Source organism: Gluconobacter sp. R75690, from assembly GCF_015244525.1.
Lineage (GTDB): Bacteria > Pseudomonadota > Alphaproteobacteria > Acetobacterales > Acetobacteraceae > Gluconobacter > Gluconobacter potus.
Map to the genome: position 1 here is coordinate 1 of NZ_JABCQB010000018.1, position 19,733 is coordinate 19,733.

Consider the following 19,733-nt stretch of genomic DNA (forward strand, 5'->3'; position numbering starts at 1 on the left):
TCGCCCATTCCTCGTCCGTCAGGTCACCACGCATCTACAGGTCTCCGCAAAGACCAGCTTTGAATCACGTCCAAGCCAGTCTGGGAAGACCTTTTGTCAACAGAACCTGGTCCCGGGGTTTGATGGGTTGGATTGAGGATGAATCTTTCTGGCTCTGGAGTCCAGATTTTGCAGACATATTCGTAGGAGGCAGTCGCCCAGTCTGAACGGCCATTCGTGAGGACACTGCTGAGCATGGCACGCCCGTCCGAGAGTTCAATTCCGGCTTTGACCCAGTGTTTCTCGTCAATGCGGATCATGAGGCCGGCCTGATCATACAGCTTTTCATATTCGGCACGGATACGGAGCTGGGCGGTGAAGCTGGATGGTGCAGGCATGCCATAGAAATGCCCGCTGTCATGAGTGAAGCCGTAGAAGGTCTCGCGCCAGAAATCGGTTCCCTTGTCTGTCGTCATTTCAAGGGTATCGGGCGAGATGGCGCTTTGATGGGGTTTGTTGAGCCAGACCCCGTTTTGCCAGAGGCCGGGGAGGTCAGTTTTTCCGGGGTTCTCGGTCACGGTTCAACTTTCGTATCGTTAGGACGCATCCCGGTCCTGCAGGGCCTGAAGTGCGACCTGGGTCGCATGCGTCAATCGCTCCGGGAGCTGCTCAAGTGGAAACCATTTCACGTCCCCAAGGGCTTCAGGTTCCCTGATGGTAGCGTTCCCGGTGAAGTCTTCGGCGATGTAGACGGGCGCGATCCAGTGTTCATTCCGATCCGGGGCAATCTGGTCCACGATGCAGAGCAGGCTCATCCGCTCGATCTGGAGGCCCGTTTCCTCGAGAATTTCCCGTCTGACGGCCTGTTGCAGGGTTTCGAATGGCTCGACCTTTCCGCCCGGAAGGCCCCAGTGGTCGCGTTCCGGATCACGCTTCCGGTACACGAGCAGCAGACAGTTTTCTCTGAGGAGGACGGCACCACAGCCTGCACGGGGCAATGTGTCAGCTGTCATGGGCGAAGAGCTTCCGGCAATGGCGTATGAGAAGGTTTCCCGCGACGCGTCTGCGGTAAGATGCTGTGGAACGCATGTCGTTGATCGGCGTGATTTCGGACATCGCCAATTCGGCCACGAATCCGAGATGGTCTTCGTCCCGTATCCCTGAGGCGAGGGCATGATGCGCTTTTGGGCATGTCATGGGAACGGAACCGACGGCCCCGAATGCGAAGCTGATCCCGGCAGGATCGTCAGGCACTTTGACCGTTGCGAGGGAAAGCTTTGAAATTGCCTGTGCCTTGCGAGGGCCGACTTTCGTAAATGTCTGTGGTTGTCCCAGGCATTTTGCGGGAATGACCAAGCCAGCGATCAGTTCTCCTGACCTGCGTTCCGTGCGCCCGGGGCCGGTGATGAAGTCTGCAACGGGCATTTCCCGAGTTCCATCCCGGTGGATCAGCCTTATGCGGGCCTGAAGGGCGACCAGAGCGGGAAGGCTGTCTCCGGCCGGAGAGGCGGTGGCGATGTTGCCGCCAATGGTTGCGGCATTTCTGATCTGGGGGCTTCCAACACCATAGGCGACGTCCCGAAGGATCGGGACGGTCTGCGCGATGACAGGGTCATGCAGGAGGTCCTGCCAGCGCATCAGGGCGCCGATGATGAGGGTGTCGCCTTCTCGGAAGACCTGATGCAGTTCGGGGGCATTCAGTCGTGCCAGCGGAAAGAGGCGCAGGGACTGTAGATTGTGCCCGGCACGCACTACGAGGTCGGTTCCACCTGCAATCGGGATCAGGTCGGGGTTTTCAGCCAGACAGGCCAGCGCGTCCTTTAGGGACAGATCTGCCTTGTCGGAAATGGCGGCTTTGCTTGATGGAAGGCAACCTGTCTGTTCCAGCGCGGAGCGGATCTTCACATATCCCGTACAGCGGCAGAGATTTCCTTCAAGGGCATCGTCCGGGGTGTCATCCGGATGCCGTCCGGCCCAGGCCATGACGATTCCGGGCGTGCAGAACCCGCACTGAACGCCTCCCGTGCGTGCCAGAGCGGAACAGATTCCCGATCCGTCCGGCGTCTGGGCCAAGGCTTCGATGGTGGTGACAGTTGCGCCTTCCAGCGTTTTGGTCGCGACAAGGCAGGAACAGACAGGGCGCCCATTCACGAGAACCGTGCAGGCTCCACATTCGCCTTCACCGCAGCCGAGCTTGGCGCCGTTCAGATGCAGATCGTTGCGGAGAACCTGCAGAAGGGTTCGACCCTGATCGGCAATCTGGATGGGTGCGCCGTTGAGCTGAAAGGTGATCATGACAGGGCCTTTTCCATGACCGGGAGAATGGCTTCCGGTTTGATCGGAAACTGTTCGAAGCGGTGTCCGAGGCATCGAGCCAGCGCATTGGCAATGGCCGCTGCTGCGGGCGTCAGCCCCACTTCTGCAATGCCGCGTGCGCCCAGTGGATTGGACGCATCGGGGTGATTGATCAGATGGACGCGGACATCTGTTGGAACATCGCGGATTGTTGGAAGGATGTAAGACGAGAAGCGGTTGTTCAGGACGCGCCCCTCGCGTTGCACGAGGTCTTCGCTCAGGGCGAACCCTAATCCCTGCGCCAGACCGCCTTCGATCTGTCCGGTCACACCATCAGGATTGATGACCGTTCCGGCATCGAGCCATGTCTCGACTTCTTCCACCGTAACATTGGCGGTTGCGGTATCCAGTGCGATGCGAACGGCCTGTATGCCGTAGGAATAGCCGACATGAGGCGCACCGAGCGTCAGCTTTTCCGGGAACAAAGGAGCGAAATGCGCCTTCTCTTCAAGCGCTCCGCTTTCGCCGGCTTCTATTCTCGCGGCGAGCTGTTTTGCGGCCTGTGCCACGGCGCTGCCTGTCACGACGACGGAGCGGGACGCGTTCGTGGACCAGGAATTCGTATTGTCGGTTGTGCCGATATCGAGGCGGATGTCATGGGGGTTACAGCCCAGTCCGGACGCGGCGATCTGCTGGAATGCGGACAGATTACCCTCGCCAAGATCGGCGCTGGAGCAGTCCAGCCAGAAATGTCCGTTTTTGTCGCGACGCAAGGTCACGCTTGATCCGGGTTCGGCGCCGGCTCCCAGCCCGAAACCCTGCCAGACGAATGCAAAACCGGTCGCGCGGAGCTTGCCGTCCGGGTCTGGTTGCGGGCGTTCGTCAGACAGCGCAGAAAGCAACGGTCCCTTGCGGGCTGCTTCGATCAGGCAGGGAAGGGTGACATCATTGCGGACGATATGTCCGGCTGCGGCACGGTCCCCACCACGAAGAAGATTTTTCACGCGGAAATCAACAGGATCGAGGCCACATTTTGCCGCCAGCGCATCCATCGCCTGTTCGATGCCGAGAATGACCTGCGGATTGCCGAAGCCGCGAAAGGCCGAGGCATTGCCGGTATTGGTATGGACGACCTGCCCCTGAATCCGGCTTGCCTGAAAACGGTAGGGGCCGGAGGCATGTTCGGCAGCGAGGACAAGGACGGCTGGTCCCAGCGTCATGTAGGCTCCGGTATCGGCAAGAAGACTGGCCCGGAAGCCGGTCAGCTTTCCTGCGGCGTCACAGCCCACTTCGACATCAACCTCAAAGCGGTGCCGTTTGACGGAATAGCCGATGCTTTCTTCGCGCTCATAGACATAGCGGGCGGGCCGTCCTGTCGCCTGCACTGCCAGAGCCAGATGCGCCTGAACGTTCAGGTCTTCCTTGCCACCAAAAGCGCCCCCCATGGGCGGGTGGGAGACGTAGATCTGCTCCACTGGAACGCCGAGGATGGCGGCAATCTGCTTCTGGTCCGCGAAGGGATTCTGGCCGCCGCAGATGATGGCGATCCGTTGCCGGTCATCGCGATAGGCGATGCCTGCTTCCGGCTCCAGAAACGCATGTTCCTGCCGCCCCGTACTGTAAGTCAGGCGCACGACGTGCTCGGACTCTGCCAGAGCTGCGTCCACGTTGCCGAAGCCCAGATCGACCTGATGGCAGAGATTGCCGTTCTGTCCGATCTGGGGCGCATCCGGAGCCAAGGCCTCGCACGCTTCCAGTATGGTGGGCAGGTCCTCATACTCCACATGGATGAGCTGGCAGGCTTCCAGGGCTTCCTGCTCGCTTTCGGCCACGACGAGGGCCACGGCGTCTCCGGAAAAGCGTACCCGGTCATGGCAGAGAACGGGTTGATCAGCTGCGATCAGGCCGAAACTGTTGAGGCCCGGGATATCAACGTGAGTCAGAACCCGCAGGACGCCGGGGGCGTTTTGCGCGGCCGCCGTATCGATTGACAGGATCCGGGCATGGGCCCGACCTGCGCGCAAGACCTTGAGATGCACGCAGTGATCGCGGTGCAGATCGGAAGGGTACAGAAAGGCCCCTCTGGCTTTGTCGAGGGCGTCCCATTTCTGGATGGATTGTCCAATCACAGGTTTGCTCCGGCGTTTATTTGGTTCCGATCGTCGTCAGGTGATGGAGTAACCGTTACGATACGCTCCGTATCGTAGTCAATAAACGATACGGATCGTTGCGAAAAAGATCAGGTGGTGGCAGTTTTCCGGGGACGCACGTTGGAGATCCTTCTTGAACACGCCCGAGCCCATCCATGATTTGAAAGCCTCTTCGGTAGGCAGTGGCCGCAAACGCAGTCAGGAAGCGACTGAGGCTGCACAGGCAGCAGCCTTGAAGCTCGCTTATGATCTGGGGCCGGAACGGGTGACGATGGAGGCGATTGCAAGCCATTCTGGCGTTGCCAAAACGACGCTTTACCGCCGCTGGAACAGTGCCGCAGCCGTCGTCATGGATGCGTTCCTGTTAGAACTGACCCCGCGGATTGCCTATCGAGCCGGGCGGGATGTCCGGCAGACGCTGGTTTTTGCTCTTGAAGATCTCAGCCATGCGCTCGATGAGCCGCGACGGAAGCTCCTGCGGCATATGGTGGCCGCTGCGCAATCCAGTTCCGTTCTGGAACAGGCTTTCTGGGATCGGTGGATTGCCCCGAGAAGGAAAGCTGGGATTGAAGCGCTGGAGCAGTTTGGAGTGGATGCGCAGACGGGAGAACTCATGCTCGATCTGCTGTACGGAGCATTTTACTACCGGATGCTCATTCCGTATGCGCCCATTACGGATATCTGGATCCAGAAGATCGTGGATCAGGTTTCCTGAAAAAGGCTCCTCCGCTGCCGTTTGAGCTTTGGAAGCCAAATTGAAGGAGACGCGATCGCAGCCAGTCAGAAAGCCTGACTTTGGCAACAGGGAGAGACATTGCGCATCACTGAGTTTACCTTTTCATCCAAAGCCTTGCTGCCCGTGCTCGTGGCGGTTCTGACGCCCTGGGGCGTATCCCTGACGTCCGTCGTGGTTCTCGCTCTTCTTGGGTGTTGTTGCGATGATCGTCACGGGCGGGATCGGCCGCCTGTTCGGTGTGTGACACCGCTCTCCAGGTTCTGACCGAGACACGTCCTGGGTAGCCTTGACTTCATCCAATATATCCATGATCGTCGATTTATGGATACAGAATCTGCCCTCGTGGCCCTGACTGCCCTGTCGCAACCTACGCGGCTGGAGATCTTTCGTCTGCTGGTACGCCATGAGCCGGACGGGTTGCCTGCCGGAAACGTCGCGCGGCATCTCGATGTCCCACAGAACACGATCTCGGCTCACCTCGCCACTCTGACCCGGGCCGGCCTGCTGACCTCGCAACGCCATAGTCGGTTGATCGTCTATCGCGCCTGTCTTCCGCGCCTGCGTGACCTGCTGCTTTTCCTTGTCAGGGATTGCTGCGCGGGCAGTCCCGAACTCTGCGCGCCCCTGATCGCGACCCTGTCCTCCTGCTGTTCGTCCCCGGAATCCTGCTCATGACCATCACGATCTACCACAATCCGGCCTGCGGCACGTCGCGCAACGTACTGGCTCTGATCCGCAACAGCGGCGAGGAGCCCCGGATCATCGAATATCTGAAAACACCGCCGAACCGGGCTGAACTAATCGAACTGATCGCCCGTATGGGGGTTCCGGTACGCTCGGTCCTGCGGGAAAAGGGCACGCTCTTCCACGAACTCGGCCTTGATAATCCGGTCCTGACGAATGATGCGCTGATCGACGCCATGATCGCACACCCGATCCTGATCAATCGGCCCATCGTCGCAACGCCGCTCGGTATCGCACTCTGCCGTCCTTCCGAGAGAGTCATGGACCTGCTTCCTGCGCCGCAGCGTGGCGCGTTCACCAAGGAAGATGGTGAGAAAATCGTGGATGAATCCGGAAAGCGGATCGTCTGATGCTGGCCCTTGCCATTTTCATCGCCACGCTCGTTTTCGTCATCTGGCAGCCGAGAGGGCTGGGTATCGGCTGGAGCGCCATGGCAGGTGCCACCGTAGCCCTGATGGCTGGCGTGATCCACTGGCACGACATTCCTGTCGTCTGGCACATCGTCTGGGACGCGACCTTTACCTTCATCGCGCTGATCGTCATCTCGCTGCTGCTGGACGAGGCCGGCTTCTTCCATTGGGCCGCCCTGCATGTGGTGCGCTGGGGCAAAGGACGAGGCCAGACACTATTCCCGCTGATCGTGGTGCTGGGAGCGGCCATTGCAGCGGTTTTCGCCAATGACGGCGCGGCCCTGCTGCTCACACCCATTGTCATCGCCATCCTCACTCAACTCCGCCTGAGCCAAGCTGCAGCCTTGGCCTTCATCATCGCCACTGGCTTCGTGGCGGATACGACCAGCCTGCCGCTGGTCATCTCCAATCTGGTGAACATCGTCAGCGCCAATTTTTTTGATATTCCCTTCGACCGCTATGCCGCAATAATGGTGCCGGTCGATCTGGCGGCACTCGGCGCAACACTTGCCGCCCTGTGGCTGTGGTATCGGCGGCAGGTACCTGCGACCTATCCCGTCGCCGAACTGCCAGCACCTGCGGTGGCCATTCGTGACCACAATGTATTCCGGGTAGCATTTCCGCTGCTGGCGCTCGTTCTGGCAGCCTATTTCCTGACAGCGCCGTTTCATATCCCGGTCTGTGTCGTAGCCTGTCTGGCCGCCGGAATCCTGTTGCTCGTCGCCGGATATGGCCGGGTGATCCCTGTTCGCAAGGTGCTGCGGGGCGCCCCGTGGCAGATCGTGATCTTCTCCCTGGGCATGTATCTGGTGGTCTATGGCCTGCGCAATGCCGGGCTGACCGATCATCTGGCGGCAGCACTCGTCTGGCTCGGCCATCGGGGAACATTAACGGCCACCATCGGTACCGGCTTTCTGGCGGCCCTCTTGTCGTCGGTCATGAACAACATGCCGAGCGTGCTATTGGGGTCTCTGGCGATCCAGCAGGCTCACGACATCACACCCCTTACCCGTGACCTGATGGTCTATGCCAACGTCATCGGCTGCGACCTCGGGCCAAAATTTACGCCAATCGGCAGTCTCGCAACACTGCTGTGGCTGCATGTGCTGGCCTCCAAGAACCATCGGGTTACATGGTGGCAATACATGAAGGTTGGTCTGGTGATTACGCCGCTCGTCCTGCTGGCAACACTCGTGGCACTGGCCCTGTGGCTGCCCTGGATCAGCCACCCGTAATGCACGAATGGACCGATATATATATGACCAGACCTGGCGCCCTGCACCCGGAGTATCTTGAACGGGTCGATCTCGCGCGACTGAAGCCGCAACCGCGTGTGGATCATCCGCCGCGTATCCTGCGGCTCTACGGCTCTTTGCGTCCCCGATCCTTCAGGCCGTTTTCTGGTGCTGGAGTTCGGGATGCACACGATCTTCGGCGCCAGCTGGATCGGACGAGGCTTCAAGCTCTGGAAAGAGGCAGAGCACAAGTGCCTGCACTCCCATCCAGCCGCTCATTTCTGCTTCCATGCAGGCGGATTGTCTCGGCATGCCGATGAAAAGCATGGTGTTGCAGTTCCTCGGCAGGTTTCAGAACCAAGGCATTGTTGTGGAAGTGACCCATCGGACGGCTCACCATCTGTTCGATCTGGCCGGCATGGCTTTGGAATGACAGACCAAGGCCATGCCACAATCGTCACGTTCTGGTTATAAGTATTGAAACTAGAATTGAGCTGCTCAGGACAGTTCATCCTGTTCTTCGTTTGATACTCGTATGTGAGGCGAGTAAAATAGAAATTTTTATTTTATATGACTAAATGAAACTTATAGTAACACATAAAAATAAATAAACACATAATTTATTGTTTATAATTTTTCATATTTGAAAATAAAGCAAGGATAATGATTTTTTTCAGTGACTTTGTGTTTTCTGGATTATTATACATGCTCTCTGTACCTATTGGAAACTTTCAGAAAAATAGCTCCGGGCGCTTTTAAATTTGATTATTCCAGACAACAGTGCATCATCAATAACAGCCAGTCGCATTCTTGTTATTGAAGACGATCAAGACATTCGACAGATGTTGACGCGATTTTTGTGCCTGAAGGGGTATTGCATCAGTGTGGCGGTCAATAAAACGGAGCTTCAGAAGCAACTTCAATCTTCTCGGATTGACCTAATTCTTCTTGATTTGATGCTTCCTCAAGACAGTGGGTACGAGCTTTTCCAGCATATTAGGCAGACAGTCTCGACACCTGTCATCATGGTCACTGCCCTGACTGAAACAAAAGATCGTGTCACCGGACTGGATTTGGGAGCCGACGACTATGTCAGCAAACCGTTTGATCTGACCGAGCTTGAAGCGCGTATTCGTGCTGTCTTGAGACGAACTGAAAAGCCATCATTCCCGAGCGATGCACTCAGTGAGCATGTATTCGGGCCCTGGAAATTTATTCCTGCCAAGCGCGCTCTATATGGACGATCAGGCATCCGCGTCACACTCAGTAGTTCTGAAACTGATCTGATGTTGACGTTTTGCCACCATCCCAACGTCCTTCTGGCACGGAATGAAATTATAGAGCTGATTTACGATGCCCCTAACGCTGTAGAAGAAAGAACGATTGACCTTCTTGTAAGTCGTTTGCGCAGAAAACTCGCTGACGGAGGAAGACAACTTGAGTTGATCCGGACCATCCGTGGTGACGGGTACATTTTTGACCTTAAAAGTATCAACCAGTGACAGACATGTTATCTCTTCGACGCCTTAATCGAATTCTACCACAGACGATCTACGGACAAATGGTCGCAATCCTTATTTGCAGCCTCTTTGTCACTCTCTTCATTGTTGCCTTTCTCTTGGATGCGTTACGACCTGCTATCCCCCCGCTTCCCGAGGGACCGTGGCCCAGCGCTCTTGCTATTGAAACGGGAATTCGGGCTCTCAGAGCTGCGCCTCTCCCAGCAAGGGAGACAATTGCACACGGCTTTTCAACCGGGGACCTACGTTTTCAGGTCAATGCCGCCTTTCCCTGCATCCCCCGATCAATGGATCATGAGGCCGAATTGCTCCGCCTGATTCTTCGGTCAAACCTCACTGAAGATCGGGCGACCCTGCAGGTCTTTAACTGCGGCGGGTATCAAGGGGTCGAAAAAACCACCAATGTTTTTCTTCCTCGCGACGGGATCCACCTGGCCATACGCTCAGGTATCAATTTTCAGATTCCGCAGATCATGCACATGACACTGCCGATCACTGTGCCTTTTCTCTCCCTTTTGGTGATGACCGGCGCACTCTCGGTCTGGAGTATCTGGCGCGTCAATCGCCCTCTCGCCGTTCTGGCAGAATATGCCGAGACATTAGGATATGACAGCGTCTCAGCGCCAATCCAGGAACAGGGGCCGAAAGAAGTGCGGCGCGTTATTCGCGCTTTCAACCGCATGCAGGCACGCCTCAGCACTGCAGCTGAGGAGCGCACGCGGATGTTGATGTCAGTCAGTCATGATCTGCGCACTCCCCTGACCCGCCTCTCCATGCGCGTTGAGATGGGAGGAGAGGACGCAGCTCCCGAAGTCATGCGACATGACCTCGACCTCATGAAACAGATGCTGAATGGAGCTTTGGCTTTCCTGAAATACCAGCGTGAAACCGAGGCGTTTGAAGCCGTAGAACTTGGTTCGCTCATTGAAAGTCTATGCGAAGAGTTTTCTGCAGTTGGCAGAAATGTCCTGTATCAGGGCGCATTTCGCCTGCCGTGTTTTTGTCAGCCAGTATCCATTGCCCGAGCCATCAGTAATCTTGTCGAAAACGGCCTGAAGTACGGCCAGAATGTAAAAGTCAACGCCTGGTCACATGATGAACGGATCATCATTGAAGTACAGGATAGCGGTCCCGGAATCCCCGAGAGCCTGCAACAGGCCATGCTCCAGCCTTTTGCCCGCATGGATCAAGCCAGAAGCTCCGACGGTAGCCTGGGATTGGGCCTCTCCATTGTTCACGACATTATCGCCCGTCACCACGGCACTATCGAATTTCGCCATGCTCGACCTGCTGGCTTCATCGTAAGGCTGATTTTGCCACAGCGTCTGAAGGCCCAGCAGCGCGCCATTCATTCAAAGCCAGCCGTTTCTTCTCCTTTGTCGTCTCTTCCCTCTCCTCAACCGTAATCACGCGGAGCCCTTCTGGTATGTCCAAACCGAACTTTTTACGCCGTTCTGTCCTCCGTCTTTCTTTCACAGGCCGTCAGCTTCTGATGGCATGGACGTTTGGAATCGGAACTCTGGCAACTGCCAGCAGCCTGGCGCCCTCAGATACCCGAGCGGCAGCGACCAAATCCGGACAGGAAGGACAGCCCGTTGGTGTGGAAACGGTTCGCAAGGGAGACATGCCATATGTTCTGAGCGAACTGGGAACAGTGGTGCCTATTGCCACCGTTACGGTTCAGTCCCGTGTGGATGGCTATCTCACGCAGATCCTCTTCACGGAAGGACAGGAAGTTAACGAGGGTGATTTGCTGGCTGTTATCGACCCCCGTCCCTATGAAGCCCAGCTCAAACAATATGAAGGACAGCTCGCCGCTGATATCGCTCAGCTTGAAGAAGCGAAGATCGACGATGCCCGCTATCAAAAACTCCTTAAACATGACAGCGTGGATGCCCAGACAGCGTTGGACCAGCATTACAAGGTTCAACAACTCACCGGAACGGTAAAATACGATCAAGGTCTCGTAGATACTTACAAGCTCGATATTGAGTATTGCCACATCAAGGCGCCTGTCAGTGGGCGCATCGGCATCCGTGCCGTGGATAAAGGCAATTATTTTGTCGCTGGCCAGACAGATGGTCTGGCGACATTGACACAGATGAAGCCCATCTCAGTCATTTTCACAGTCCCGCAGGATAAGTTGGGGCTGATCTGGAAGCGGCTGCGTCAGGTGAAGGAACTTCCTGTTGAAGCCTGGGACAGCGCTGATAGTACCAAACTGACGACAGGCAAGGTCGGCAGCCTGGACAGTGAAATAGATACCTCCACAGGCACAGTCCGTTTGCGCGCTCTTTTTGAAAACTCGGATGAAGATCTCTTCCCTAACCAGTTCGTCAACGCTCATCTCATGGTAGATACGCAGCGGGGTGTCCTTCTGGCTCCGACCAGTGCGCTTCAGACGGGTCCAAACGGAACGTTTGTCTACGTTGTGCAAAGCAACAACACTGTGTCCGCTAAAACCGTGAAAACGGGAATCAGTCAGGGAAGCACAGTCGTTATCACGTCAGGCGTCAATGATGGTGACCGCGTCGTCACCTCCGGCGTCGACAGACTTCATGACGGTGCGAAAATCACCGTTCCCGACAGCACATCGACTGGCAATACGGACAAGGCGGCGAAATGAACCCCTCACGCCTTTTTATCCAGCGGCCGGTCGCCACAACGCTTCTGATGCTCGCCCTGCTTCTCGCAGGAATGATCGGCTATCGCTTTTTGCCGATTTCAGCCCTTCCGGAAGTCGACTATCCGACGATTGTCGTCAGAACATTCTACCCCGGCGCCAGCTCGGACGTCATGATGACGTCTGTTACCGCGCCACTGGAAGACCAGATGGGCGAGATGGCAGGCCTGGATCAGATGACGTCTCAGTCGTCTGCCGGCGCGTCTGTCATCACACTGCGTTTTGCCCTGACAACGTCTCTCGATGTTGCGGAACAGGAAGTCCAGGAAGCCATCAACGCTGCAAACTCGCTCCTGCCTTCTGCCCTTCCCGCTCCTCCGATCTATTCCAAGGTTAATCCTGCAGATACACCGGTCCTGATCCTTGGTGTCACGTCCGATACACTGCCCTTGACGGAAGTTGAGGATTACGTCGCCACACGCCTTCAGCAGAAAATCAGCGAAATTTCCGGGGTGGGTGAGGTTTCCCTCTCAGGCGGAAACAAGAAGGCCTATCGCGTCCAGGTCAACGTCCAGAAAGCGACGTCCTATGGGCTCGATATGGACACTTTGCGGACGACAATCGGCAACGTGAACGTCAACTCCCCGACCGGCAGTTTCAACGGCACTGAACAGGCCCGTACGATCCGGCTGAACAGTCAGATTTCCAGTACGGACCAGCTCATGAATCAGGTGGTAGGCTGGTCCAGCACGACGAAGGGACCTGTGCGGCTCAAGAACATCGCAACCGTCATTGAAGCCCCTGAAGACACTCAACTGGCGGGCTGGGCCAATACGACACCTGCCATCATCCTCAATATCCGCCGCCAGCCCTCGGCCAACATTCTCAGCACCGTTAACGCCATCAAGACTGCCCTGCCCCGCCTTGAACAGGATATGCCCGCAGGCATTCACATCACGGTACTGACAGACCGGACCACCACCATCCGGGCATCCGTTTCCGATGTGGAGTTTGAACTGACACTGGCGCTGGTGCTGGTCGTGGCCGTGATCTTCGTGTTCCTGCACGATCCGGCGGCTACGATGGTCCCTGCCCTGTCTGTACCCTTGTCCATTGTCGGCACTCTGGCAGTCATGCAGTTGATGGGGTTCTCGCTCGATAACCTGTCCCTGATGTCGCTGACCATCGCAACAGGCTTCGTGGTGGACGATGCCATCGTCATGATCGAAAATATCGCCCGTTATATCGAAATGGGCAAAGACCGGATGACGGCAGCACTGGAAGGCGCTGGCGAAATCGGCTTCACGATTATCTCGCTGACGGTATCGCTCATCGCAGTGCTGATCCCGCTGCTGTTCATGAGCGACGTGATCGGGCGCCTGTTTTACGAATTTGCCGTAACACTCGCCGTGACGATCATCATCTCAGCCATCGTCTCCCTGACACTCGTACCCATGATGTGTGCGCGCGTCCTGAAAGACGAGGCCCATCAGACCACCAAACCGAAATGGGCGCTCAAGGCCGATCAGCTTATCAACGGTCTGATCTCCGCTTATGACCGTGGTCTGGTTCATATCCTGCGCCATCAGACTGCGACGCTCCTGTTCTTTGTCTTCACGCTGGCTCTGACCGGCGTTCTGGTGGTCGTCATTCCGAAAGGACTGTTTCCGAACCAGGATACGGGCGTGATTCAGGGCGTTTCCGTCATGGATTCATCGATTTCCTTTGATGCCATGAAGGCTCTTCAGCAACGTCTTGGGGCTGCTATCCTCAAGGATCCTGATGTTGCCAGTCTGTCGTCATATATTGGCGTGGATGGTGACAATACGACACTGAACCGAGGGCGCTTCCAGATTACGCTTCGCGATCATGACAAGCGCAGTCTTTCAGCCAGCAAAATTTCCGCCCGTATCCTGAACGAAGTCAGCAGCATTCCAGGCACCCAGCTTTATCTGCAACCTGTTCAGGATCTGACACTCAACACCAATGTTTCCGCCACGCAGTACCAGTTCCTGATCGAGGATTCCGACAGTAGTCGCCTCAGCACATGGTCGGATCGTCTCGTGGCCGAGATGCAGAAATCCCCTGCCCTGGCAGATGTTACGTCCGATCTTCAGGCTCAGGGCCTTGCGGAGGATGTGACCCTCGACCGCGCAACAGGGGCCCGGTTTTCCATCACACCGGAGACAGTCGATAATCTGCTCTATGATTCATTCGGACAACGCCAGATTTCCACGATCTACACGCAGTCCAACCAGTATCGCGTCATTCTGGAAGCCTCTCCGGGATTACAGAACACGCCCGACTCTCTGGATAAACTGTACATGGCCGGCAGTGCCACTACGGGAACAGTCGATTCCGGCCCGACGCGCACGCCGACTTCCGGACTGGTTCCCCTGAGTGCCGTTACGAAGATGACGCCTTCCACCGCGCCACTTCTGATCACGCATGTTGCCCAGTTCCCAGCCACAACAGTCTCTTTCAATGTTGCCCCCGGCTACTCGCTCGGCGCAGCCACGTCAGCCATTGATGCAGCCCGCGCAAAACTGAAAATGCCCGATACCGTGCAGACATCTTTCATCGGTACGGCGGCGGTCTTTGAAAACAGCATGAGCAATGAGGCATGGCTGGTCGTTGCAGCCCTTGTTGCGGTCTATATCGTTCTGGGCGTTCTCTACGAGAGCTTCATCCATCCCCTCACCATTCTTTCCACCCTGCCTTCTGCCGCTATCGGGGCCCTCCTGATCCTCTGGATCACTGGAAGCGGACTGGATGTAATGGGCGTTATCGGCATCGTTCTGCTGATCGGCATCGTCAAGAAAAATGCCATCATGATGATCGACTTCGCTCTTGAAGCTGAGCGAGTGGAAGGACTGTCTCCTGTAGAATCCATTACGAAGGCAGCCCATCTGCGCTTCAGACCGATCCTCATGACAACCCTTGCCGCCATGCTGGGGGCGGTTCCAATGGTGATCGGCAGCGGCGTCGGGTCCGAGCTTCGTCGTCCGCTCGGTTATGCGATCGTGGGCGGTCTGATGGTCAGCCAGCTTCTCACCCTGTTTACGACCCCGGTCATCTATCTCTTCATGGAGCGTATAAGACTTCGGGTATCACGCCTGCGCCAGCACAGGGCATCATCGACACAGGGAGTCTCCTGATGTCAGTCATTGCCCTCTGCATCCGACGCCCCATCGGCACCACGCTTGTCGTTATCGGGCTCATGATTGCCGGGATGATTGGCTACTGGCTTCTCCCGATTGCCGATCTGCCGAATGTGGATCTGCCCGTCATCCAGGTTCAGGCCCAGCAGGCCGGCGGCACACCGGAAGAAATTGCCAGCACGATTGCAGAGCCGCTGGAACGGCACCTGGGCACGATCTCCGGTCTGACGGAAATGACGTCCCAGTCTGTAACGGGACAGGTCAATATTTCCCTTCAGTTCGACACCTCCCGCAACGTCAACAGCGCGGCGCGTGACGTACAGGCTGCGATCCATGCGGCCCGTGCTGACCTCCCTGCGACTTTGCGGCAGGATCCGACCTATCACGCCGCCAACACCGCCGGGATGCCTATCCTTATCATGGCGCTGACATCCAAGACCAAGACTTCCGCGCAGATCTATGATGCCGCGACCAATATTCTGGAGCAGCATCTGTCGCAGATCAGCGGTGTTGGCCAGGTCGAGCTCGGAGGAAGTGCCCTTCCGGCCGTCAGGGTGGAAATGAACCCGCTCAAGATCTTCAAATACGGCATTGGCTTCGAGGACATTCGTGCCGCGCTTGCAGCAGCCAACGCCAATACGCCCAAGGGTTTTGTCAATCGTGGCAACCAGCGCATCATCCTGCAGACCAACGATCAGGTGCATGGCGCCAAGGATCTTCAGGGGCTGATCGTTGCCTATCGCAGCAATCGCCCCGTTCGGCTGGAAGATGTTGCCGATGTTTCAGACGGCGTGGAAGACGTGGAGAATGGCGGCTTCTATAACGGACAGCCTGCTGTTCTTGTCATCATCTTTCCTCGCGCTGGCGCCAATGTGGTTCAGACGATCGATCAGGTCCGTGCCGAGTTTCCGATGCTTACAGCCGCTCTCCCTGCGGATGTGGAACTTCATGTGGGCATGGACCGCTCCTATACGATCCGGGCGGCCCTGAAAGACACGAAGAGCACGCTGGTCCTGTCGATCCTGCTGGTCGTAGGCGTTGTGCTATTTTTTCTGCGTTCCCCCCGCACGACCATCGTTCCCGCTGTCGTTATTCCAGCCTCGCTGATCGCGACGTTCGGGGTGATGAAACTGCTGAACTATTCTCTCGACAGTTTGTCACTGATGGCTCTGACAATCGCAACAGGTTTTGTTGTGGATGACGCCATTGTGGTGATCGAGAATATCAGCCGTCACATGGAGATGGGAAAGACACGGGCAGAAGCAGTTCTGGTAGGAGCGCAGGAAGTCTCGTTTACAGTCCTGTCAGTGTCGTTTTCCCTTGTTGCCGTTTTCTTCCCGATCCTGATGCTGGGTGGACTGATCGGCAACGTCCTGCATGAATTCGCCGTGACGATCTCTGTCACGGTGCTGGTGTCCATGGTTCTTTCCCTGACACTTACGCCCATGATGTGTTCCCGCATCCTTCGGGCCGATGACATGCACCATTTAACGGAAACGACAGGTGGAGCATGGTCCCGGATCTCGGCATGGCTGGAACGGGCTTTCAACCGTCTGCAGCATGGCTATGAACGCTCCCTGCTCGTCGCCCTGCGTCATCACCGGCTTGTCATTCTTTCTCTTCCCCTGTCCATCGCGCTCATGATTGGCCTGTTCATGATCATGCCTCGTGGCCTGCTTCCCACAACGGACAGCGGGACCATGATGGCGCATCTTACCGCCGATCAGGCCGTCTCGTTCCAGAAGATGATGGGCAAGATCACGGAGGTGGAGAAGAAGATCCTTTCAAACCCGGATGTCGTAAGTGTCACTGGGTTTATCGGTGGCCGGAGTGCGGCAAACCAGGCCAACATGTTCATCGAACTAAAAGACAAGAGCGAGCGCCACGTTTCTGCCCTTGAGACCATCGCGGATCTGCGCCGCCGCACCCATGATCTTCTGGGCGCCCAGTTCATTGCCATGCTGCCGAACCTCCTGCCCTCCGGTGCACGGCAGGCCAATGCCGCGTATCAGTATTCTCTCCAGAGCAGCGATGCGACCACGCTTTATGAATGGATGCCCCGCCTGCAGGCAGCCCTTCAGCGCCATCCGGAACTGACGGACATTTCGACTGACGTTCAGCGTGGTGGTCTGGCGACGAACGTGGATATTGACAGGGATCTTGCTGGTCGCACCACCCTCACGCCACAGCTTGTCGCCAATGCGCTCTATGATGCTTTTGGGCAGCGTTCAGCCTCTGTGATCTACAATCCACTGAACCAGTATCGCGTCGTCATGAACGTCAAACCGGAATACTGGCAAAATGCCGAGATGCTCCAGCGCGTCTGGGTCAGTGCGGCCGGCGGCACGGCCAGTGGCAGCACACAGACGAACACCATCCGCATGTCTTCGGCGGACAGCAGTTCCACCACGACGTCCGCCAGTACGACATCGTTCAAGAACTCTGTCGCCAACAGTCTTGCGGGAGGCAGCAGCACGTCCAGTGGTTCGGCTGTTTCCTCAAGCGCCGAGACGCTTGTTCCTCTCTCGGTCGTCTCCAGAATTTACGATGCCACGACGTCTTTGACCGTCAATCATCAGGGACAGGCGCTCGCCGCAACGCTTTCCTTCAACCTTGCTTCAGGTGCCTCAATGTCTGATGCGGTGCGGATTATCAATGAAGAGATGGTGAAGCTGAACGTGCCATCTACTATTCACGGCAGTTTCGCAGGAACAGCCGCGCAGTTCCAGAGCTCGGCGAGTTCGGAGCCACTGCTGATTATTACTGCGCTGGCCGCTGTCTACATGGTTCTGGGTATCTTGTATGAGAGTTTCATCCATCCCCTGACCATTCTCTCAACCCTGCCCTCAGCCGGTGTCGGAGCTCTTCTGGCCCTCTACCTTTTGGGTCAGGAGTTCGACATCATCGCCCTGATCGGACTGATCCTGCTGATCGGCATCGTCAAGAAGAATGCCATCATGCTGGTGGATTTTGCCATCAACGCGGAGCGTAACGAGCATCAGTCCGCAGAGAACGCTATCCACACCGCCTGCCTTTTACGCTTTCGTCCCATTCTCATGACAACGATCGCGGCGGCCATGGGAGCCCTGCCCCTTGTTCTGGGCAACGGTTATGGCGCGGAAATACGCCGCCCGCTAGGCATCGCTATCGTAGGCGGGCTGTTCTTCAGCCAGATCCTGACGCTGTACACCACGCCCGTTGTCTACCTCTATCTCGATCACTTTGGTCAGTGGGGACGGAAAACGATTCCGCCCTTTTTCCATAATCTCGTCCGGATAATCCGTCCGGCACGCTCCTCTTAATGTCACGCCTGCCCAGGACGCCCACATGACAAGACGCTATCGGTCTGTATTGACCAGCCTCCGCGCCAATGCACTGGTTTTCACATCTCTGGCTCTGTCCGGTTGCCTGATGGTGGGGCCGACTTATAAGCGCCCGCATGCCATTGTCTCTCCACAGTTCAAGGAATTGAAGCCTGCGCCTGGCTGGACTGTCGTGACCCCACATATGGCCGACTATCCGAAGGGCGAATGGTGGAGGATCTATAACGATCCTGTTCTCAACCAGCTTGAAAGTCAGGTTACGCTCAATAATCAGAATTTAAAGGAATATGAGGCCGCATTTCGCAAAGCCCGTGCAGCCGTGACTGCTGCCCGAGCCAGCCTGTATCCGACACTCGCGGGGAGCCTGAGTTTTGCCAGAAACAGCCAGGGTGGCACAGCTAGTTCTACAAGTGGCACCCAGTACACAACGGGTTCAACCAAGAATACCTACGCAGCCCAGATGACGGCAGACTGGGATCTGGATCTGTGGGGCAAGATCAGACGACAGGTTCAGGAACAGGTCGCTGCTGCACAGATCAGTGCGGCGGACGTCGCCAATGCACGCCTGTCTTATCAATCCGAGCTTGCTCAGGATTATTTCTCCCTGCGATACGAAGAGTCTCTGAAGTCGCTACTGGACCGCTCCGCCGCTCTGTACGAACATTATCTGGCTATCGTTCATAGTCAGCATGTTGGTGGAACTGTTAGTGGCGCGGATGAATACCAGGCTGAGAACACGCTCCAGCAAGCCCGGGCGAGCGCCACAGCAACAGACGTCAATCGCTCAGAATATGAGCATGCTATTGCTGTACTGATTGGCCGGGCACCAGGCGATTTTTCGCTCGCCCGATCAGAGATGCCGAACACCATACCTTCCGTACCGGTAACAGTTCCTTCTGAACTTCTGCAAAGACGCCCGGATATTGCTGCGGCCGAACGGCAGATGGAAGAATACAATGCAGAGATTGGGGCTGCCATTGCGGCTTTTTTCCCAGAAGTCTCACTCTCCGCAGCATACGGATATAGTGGAAACCCTGTTCAGTCCTTAATTCAGGTCTCGAACCGGATCTGGTCCCTCGGCGCGTCAGCCAGCCAAACCCTGTTTGAAGGCGGAGCACGGACGGCCGCTGTGCAGGAAGCCAATGCTGATTATGACAGCGCCGTCGCTAATTATCGACAGATTGTACTGACTGCGCTTCAGGATACGGAAGACCAGCTTTCGAGCCTCCGTATCCTTGAGGAACAGGGACGCCAGGAACAGCAGGCCGTCGCTTCAGCCTTAAAGGCTGCTGATATATCGATGAATGAATATCGTTATGGAACAGCGATTTACACCACTGTCATTACCAGTCAGCAAACAGCTCTCTCCAATCAGGAGACGGTTCTACAAATCCAGGAAAGCCGCTTGCTGGCGAGCGTCAAACTCATAGCAGATCTCGGTGGTGGCTGGGATACGACAAAGCTGCCGAGCAAGGGCGCACTGCAGTCTGATAACCCACTGGTCCCAACTTTCCTTGAAAAACCAGACGCCTACAAACCATAAATTACACTTATTCT

14 protein-coding genes and 1 pseudogene are annotated in these 19,733 nt (G+C 56.5%); 10 read left to right on the forward strand and 5 right to left on the reverse strand.

The window, feature by feature from the left end:
- Positions 1-239: 239 nt before the first annotated feature.
- From HKD27_RS16800 to HKD27_RS15285, 4 genes and pseudogenes are all read right to left on the reverse strand, one after another.
- Positions 240-455: pseudogene (locus HKD27_RS16800) on the reverse strand (DUF1349 domain-containing protein); the annotation flags it as partial.
- Between the two features lie 120 nt (positions 456-575).
- The gene (locus HKD27_RS15275; RefSeq protein ID WP_194690103.1) at positions 576-992 is read right to left on the reverse strand and encodes an NUDIX domain-containing protein; all 417 of its coding nucleotides are present in this window, start codon (positions 990-992) and stop codon (positions 576-578) included.
- Positions 982-2,274 carry an FAD binding domain-containing protein gene (locus HKD27_RS15280; RefSeq protein WP_194690104.1) on the reverse strand — a complete coding sequence of 431 codons (1,293 nt, stop codon included), beginning with the start codon at positions 2,272-2,274 and terminating at the stop codon, positions 982-984. Before HKD27_RS15280 ends, HKD27_RS15275 begins: the two co-directional genes overlap by 11 nt.
- The gene (locus HKD27_RS15285) at positions 2,271-4,403 is read right to left on the reverse strand and encodes a molybdopterin cofactor-binding domain-containing protein (protein ID WP_194690105.1); all 2,133 of its coding nucleotides are present in this window, start codon (positions 4,401-4,403) and stop codon (positions 2,271-2,273) included. Before HKD27_RS15285 ends, HKD27_RS15280 begins: the two co-directional genes overlap by 4 nt.
- A gap of 154 nt (positions 4,404-4,557) precedes the next feature.
- Here HKD27_RS15285 and HKD27_RS15290 point away from each other — a divergent pair, with 154 nt between their 5' ends.
- The 4 genes from HKD27_RS15290 to HKD27_RS15305 all read left to right on the forward strand — a co-directional run bounded on the left by HKD27_RS15290 (position 4,558) and on the right by HKD27_RS15305 (position 7,549).
- Complete coding sequence (locus HKD27_RS15290) at positions 4,558-5,139, forward strand: TetR/AcrR family transcriptional regulator (RefSeq protein ID WP_228518586.1); 582 nt, start codon at positions 4,558-4,560, stop codon at positions 5,137-5,139.
- Between the two features lie 342 nt (positions 5,140-5,481).
- Positions 5,482-5,835, forward strand: coding sequence for a helix-turn-helix transcriptional regulator (locus HKD27_RS15295; protein WP_194264493.1), 354 nt, complete (start codon positions 5,482-5,484; stop codon positions 5,833-5,835).
- A complete protein-coding gene (arsC, locus tag HKD27_RS15300; RefSeq protein WP_194690106.1) occupies positions 5,832-6,254 on the forward strand; it encodes an arsenate reductase (glutaredoxin) in 423 nt (140 codons plus the stop codon). The genes HKD27_RS15295 and arsC overlap by 4 nt, the downstream gene beginning before the upstream one ends.
- Entirely contained in the window at positions 6,254-7,549 is a 1,296-nt protein-coding gene (locus tag HKD27_RS15305; protein WP_304602491.1) for an arsenic transporter, read from the forward strand. Before arsC ends, HKD27_RS15305 begins: the two co-directional genes overlap by 1 nt.
- A gap of 153 nt (positions 7,550-7,702) precedes the next feature.
- Here the strand turns inward: HKD27_RS15305 and HKD27_RS15315 are convergent, their stop codons facing one another.
- Positions 7,703-7,876: a hypothetical protein gene (locus HKD27_RS15315; protein ID WP_194690125.1), complete on the reverse strand. Its 174-nt coding sequence runs from the start codon at positions 7,874-7,876 to the stop codon at positions 7,703-7,705.
- Between the two features lie 434 nt (positions 7,877-8,310).
- Here HKD27_RS15315 and HKD27_RS15320 point away from each other — a divergent pair, with 434 nt between their 5' ends.
- The 6 genes from HKD27_RS15320 to HKD27_RS15345 all read left to right on the forward strand — a co-directional run bounded on the left by HKD27_RS15320 (position 8,311) and on the right by HKD27_RS15345 (position 19,719).
- Positions 8,311-9,051 carry a response regulator transcription factor gene (locus tag HKD27_RS15320; RefSeq protein ID WP_155723070.1) on the forward strand — a complete coding sequence of 247 codons (741 nt, stop codon included), beginning with the start codon at positions 8,311-8,313 and terminating at the stop codon, positions 9,049-9,051.
- 305 nt (positions 9,052-9,356) lie between these two features.
- Positions 9,357-10,475: an ATP-binding protein gene (locus HKD27_RS15325; RefSeq protein ID WP_228120717.1), complete on the forward strand. Its 1,119-nt coding sequence runs from the start codon at positions 9,357-9,359 to the stop codon at positions 10,473-10,475.
- Between the two features lie 20 nt (positions 10,476-10,495).
- The gene (locus tag HKD27_RS15330; protein WP_194690107.1) at positions 10,496-11,695 is read left to right on the forward strand and encodes an efflux RND transporter periplasmic adaptor subunit; all 1,200 of its coding nucleotides are present in this window, start codon (positions 10,496-10,498) and stop codon (positions 11,693-11,695) included.
- On the forward strand, positions 11,692-14,850 hold the full coding sequence (locus tag HKD27_RS15335; protein WP_194690108.1) for an efflux RND transporter permease subunit: 3,159 nt from the start codon (positions 11,692-11,694) through the stop codon (positions 14,848-14,850). Before HKD27_RS15330 ends, HKD27_RS15335 begins: the two co-directional genes overlap by 4 nt.
- Positions 14,850-18,155: an efflux RND transporter permease subunit gene (locus HKD27_RS15340; protein ID WP_194690109.1), complete on the forward strand. Its 3,306-nt coding sequence runs from the start codon at positions 14,850-14,852 to the stop codon at positions 18,153-18,155. Before HKD27_RS15335 ends, HKD27_RS15340 begins: the two co-directional genes overlap by 1 nt.
- Positions 18,156-18,180: 25 nt before the next feature.
- Positions 18,181-19,719: an efflux transporter outer membrane subunit gene (locus HKD27_RS15345; protein ID WP_194690110.1), complete on the forward strand. Its 1,539-nt coding sequence runs from the start codon at positions 18,181-18,183 to the stop codon at positions 19,717-19,719.
- The last annotated feature ends 14 nt before the right edge of the window (positions 19,720-19,733 follow it).

Bases quoted from the DNA above. Each gene is read 5' to 3' on its own strand.
- HKD27_RS15275 (WP_194690103.1), bottom strand. From the start codon at position 992: ATGACAGCTGACACATTGCCCCGTGCAGGCTGTGGTGCCGTCCTCCTC.
- HKD27_RS15280 (WP_194690104.1), bottom strand. From the start codon at position 2,274: ATGATCACCTTTCAGCTCAACGGCGCACCCATCCAGATTGCCGATCAG.
- HKD27_RS15295 (WP_194264493.1), top strand. From the start codon at position 5,482: ATGGATACAGAATCTGCCCTCGTGGCCCTGACTGCCCTGTCGCAACCT.
- arsC (WP_194690106.1), top strand. From the start codon at position 5,832: ATGACCATCACGATCTACCACAATCCGGCCTGCGGCACGTCGCGCAAC.
- HKD27_RS15305 (WP_304602491.1), top strand. From the start codon at position 6,254: ATGCTGGCCCTTGCCATTTTCATCGCCACGCTCGTTTTCGTCATCTGG.
- HKD27_RS15315 (WP_194690125.1), bottom strand. From the start codon at position 7,876: ATGCTTTTCATCGGCATGCCGAGACAATCCGCCTGCATGGAAGCAGAA.
- HKD27_RS15325 (WP_228120717.1), top strand. From the start codon at position 9,357: ATGGATCATGAGGCCGAATTGCTCCGCCTGATTCTTCGGTCAAACCTC.
- HKD27_RS15330 (WP_194690107.1), top strand. From the start codon at position 10,496: ATGTCCAAACCGAACTTTTTACGCCGTTCTGTCCTCCGTCTTTCTTTC.
- HKD27_RS15335 (WP_194690108.1), top strand. From the start codon at position 11,692: ATGAACCCCTCACGCCTTTTTATCCAGCGGCCGGTCGCCACAACGCTT.
- HKD27_RS15340 (WP_194690109.1), top strand. From the start codon at position 14,850: ATGTCAGTCATTGCCCTCTGCATCCGACGCCCCATCGGCACCACGCTT.
- HKD27_RS15345 (WP_194690110.1), top strand. From the start codon at position 18,181: ATGACAAGACGCTATCGGTCTGTATTGACCAGCCTCCGCGCCAATGCA.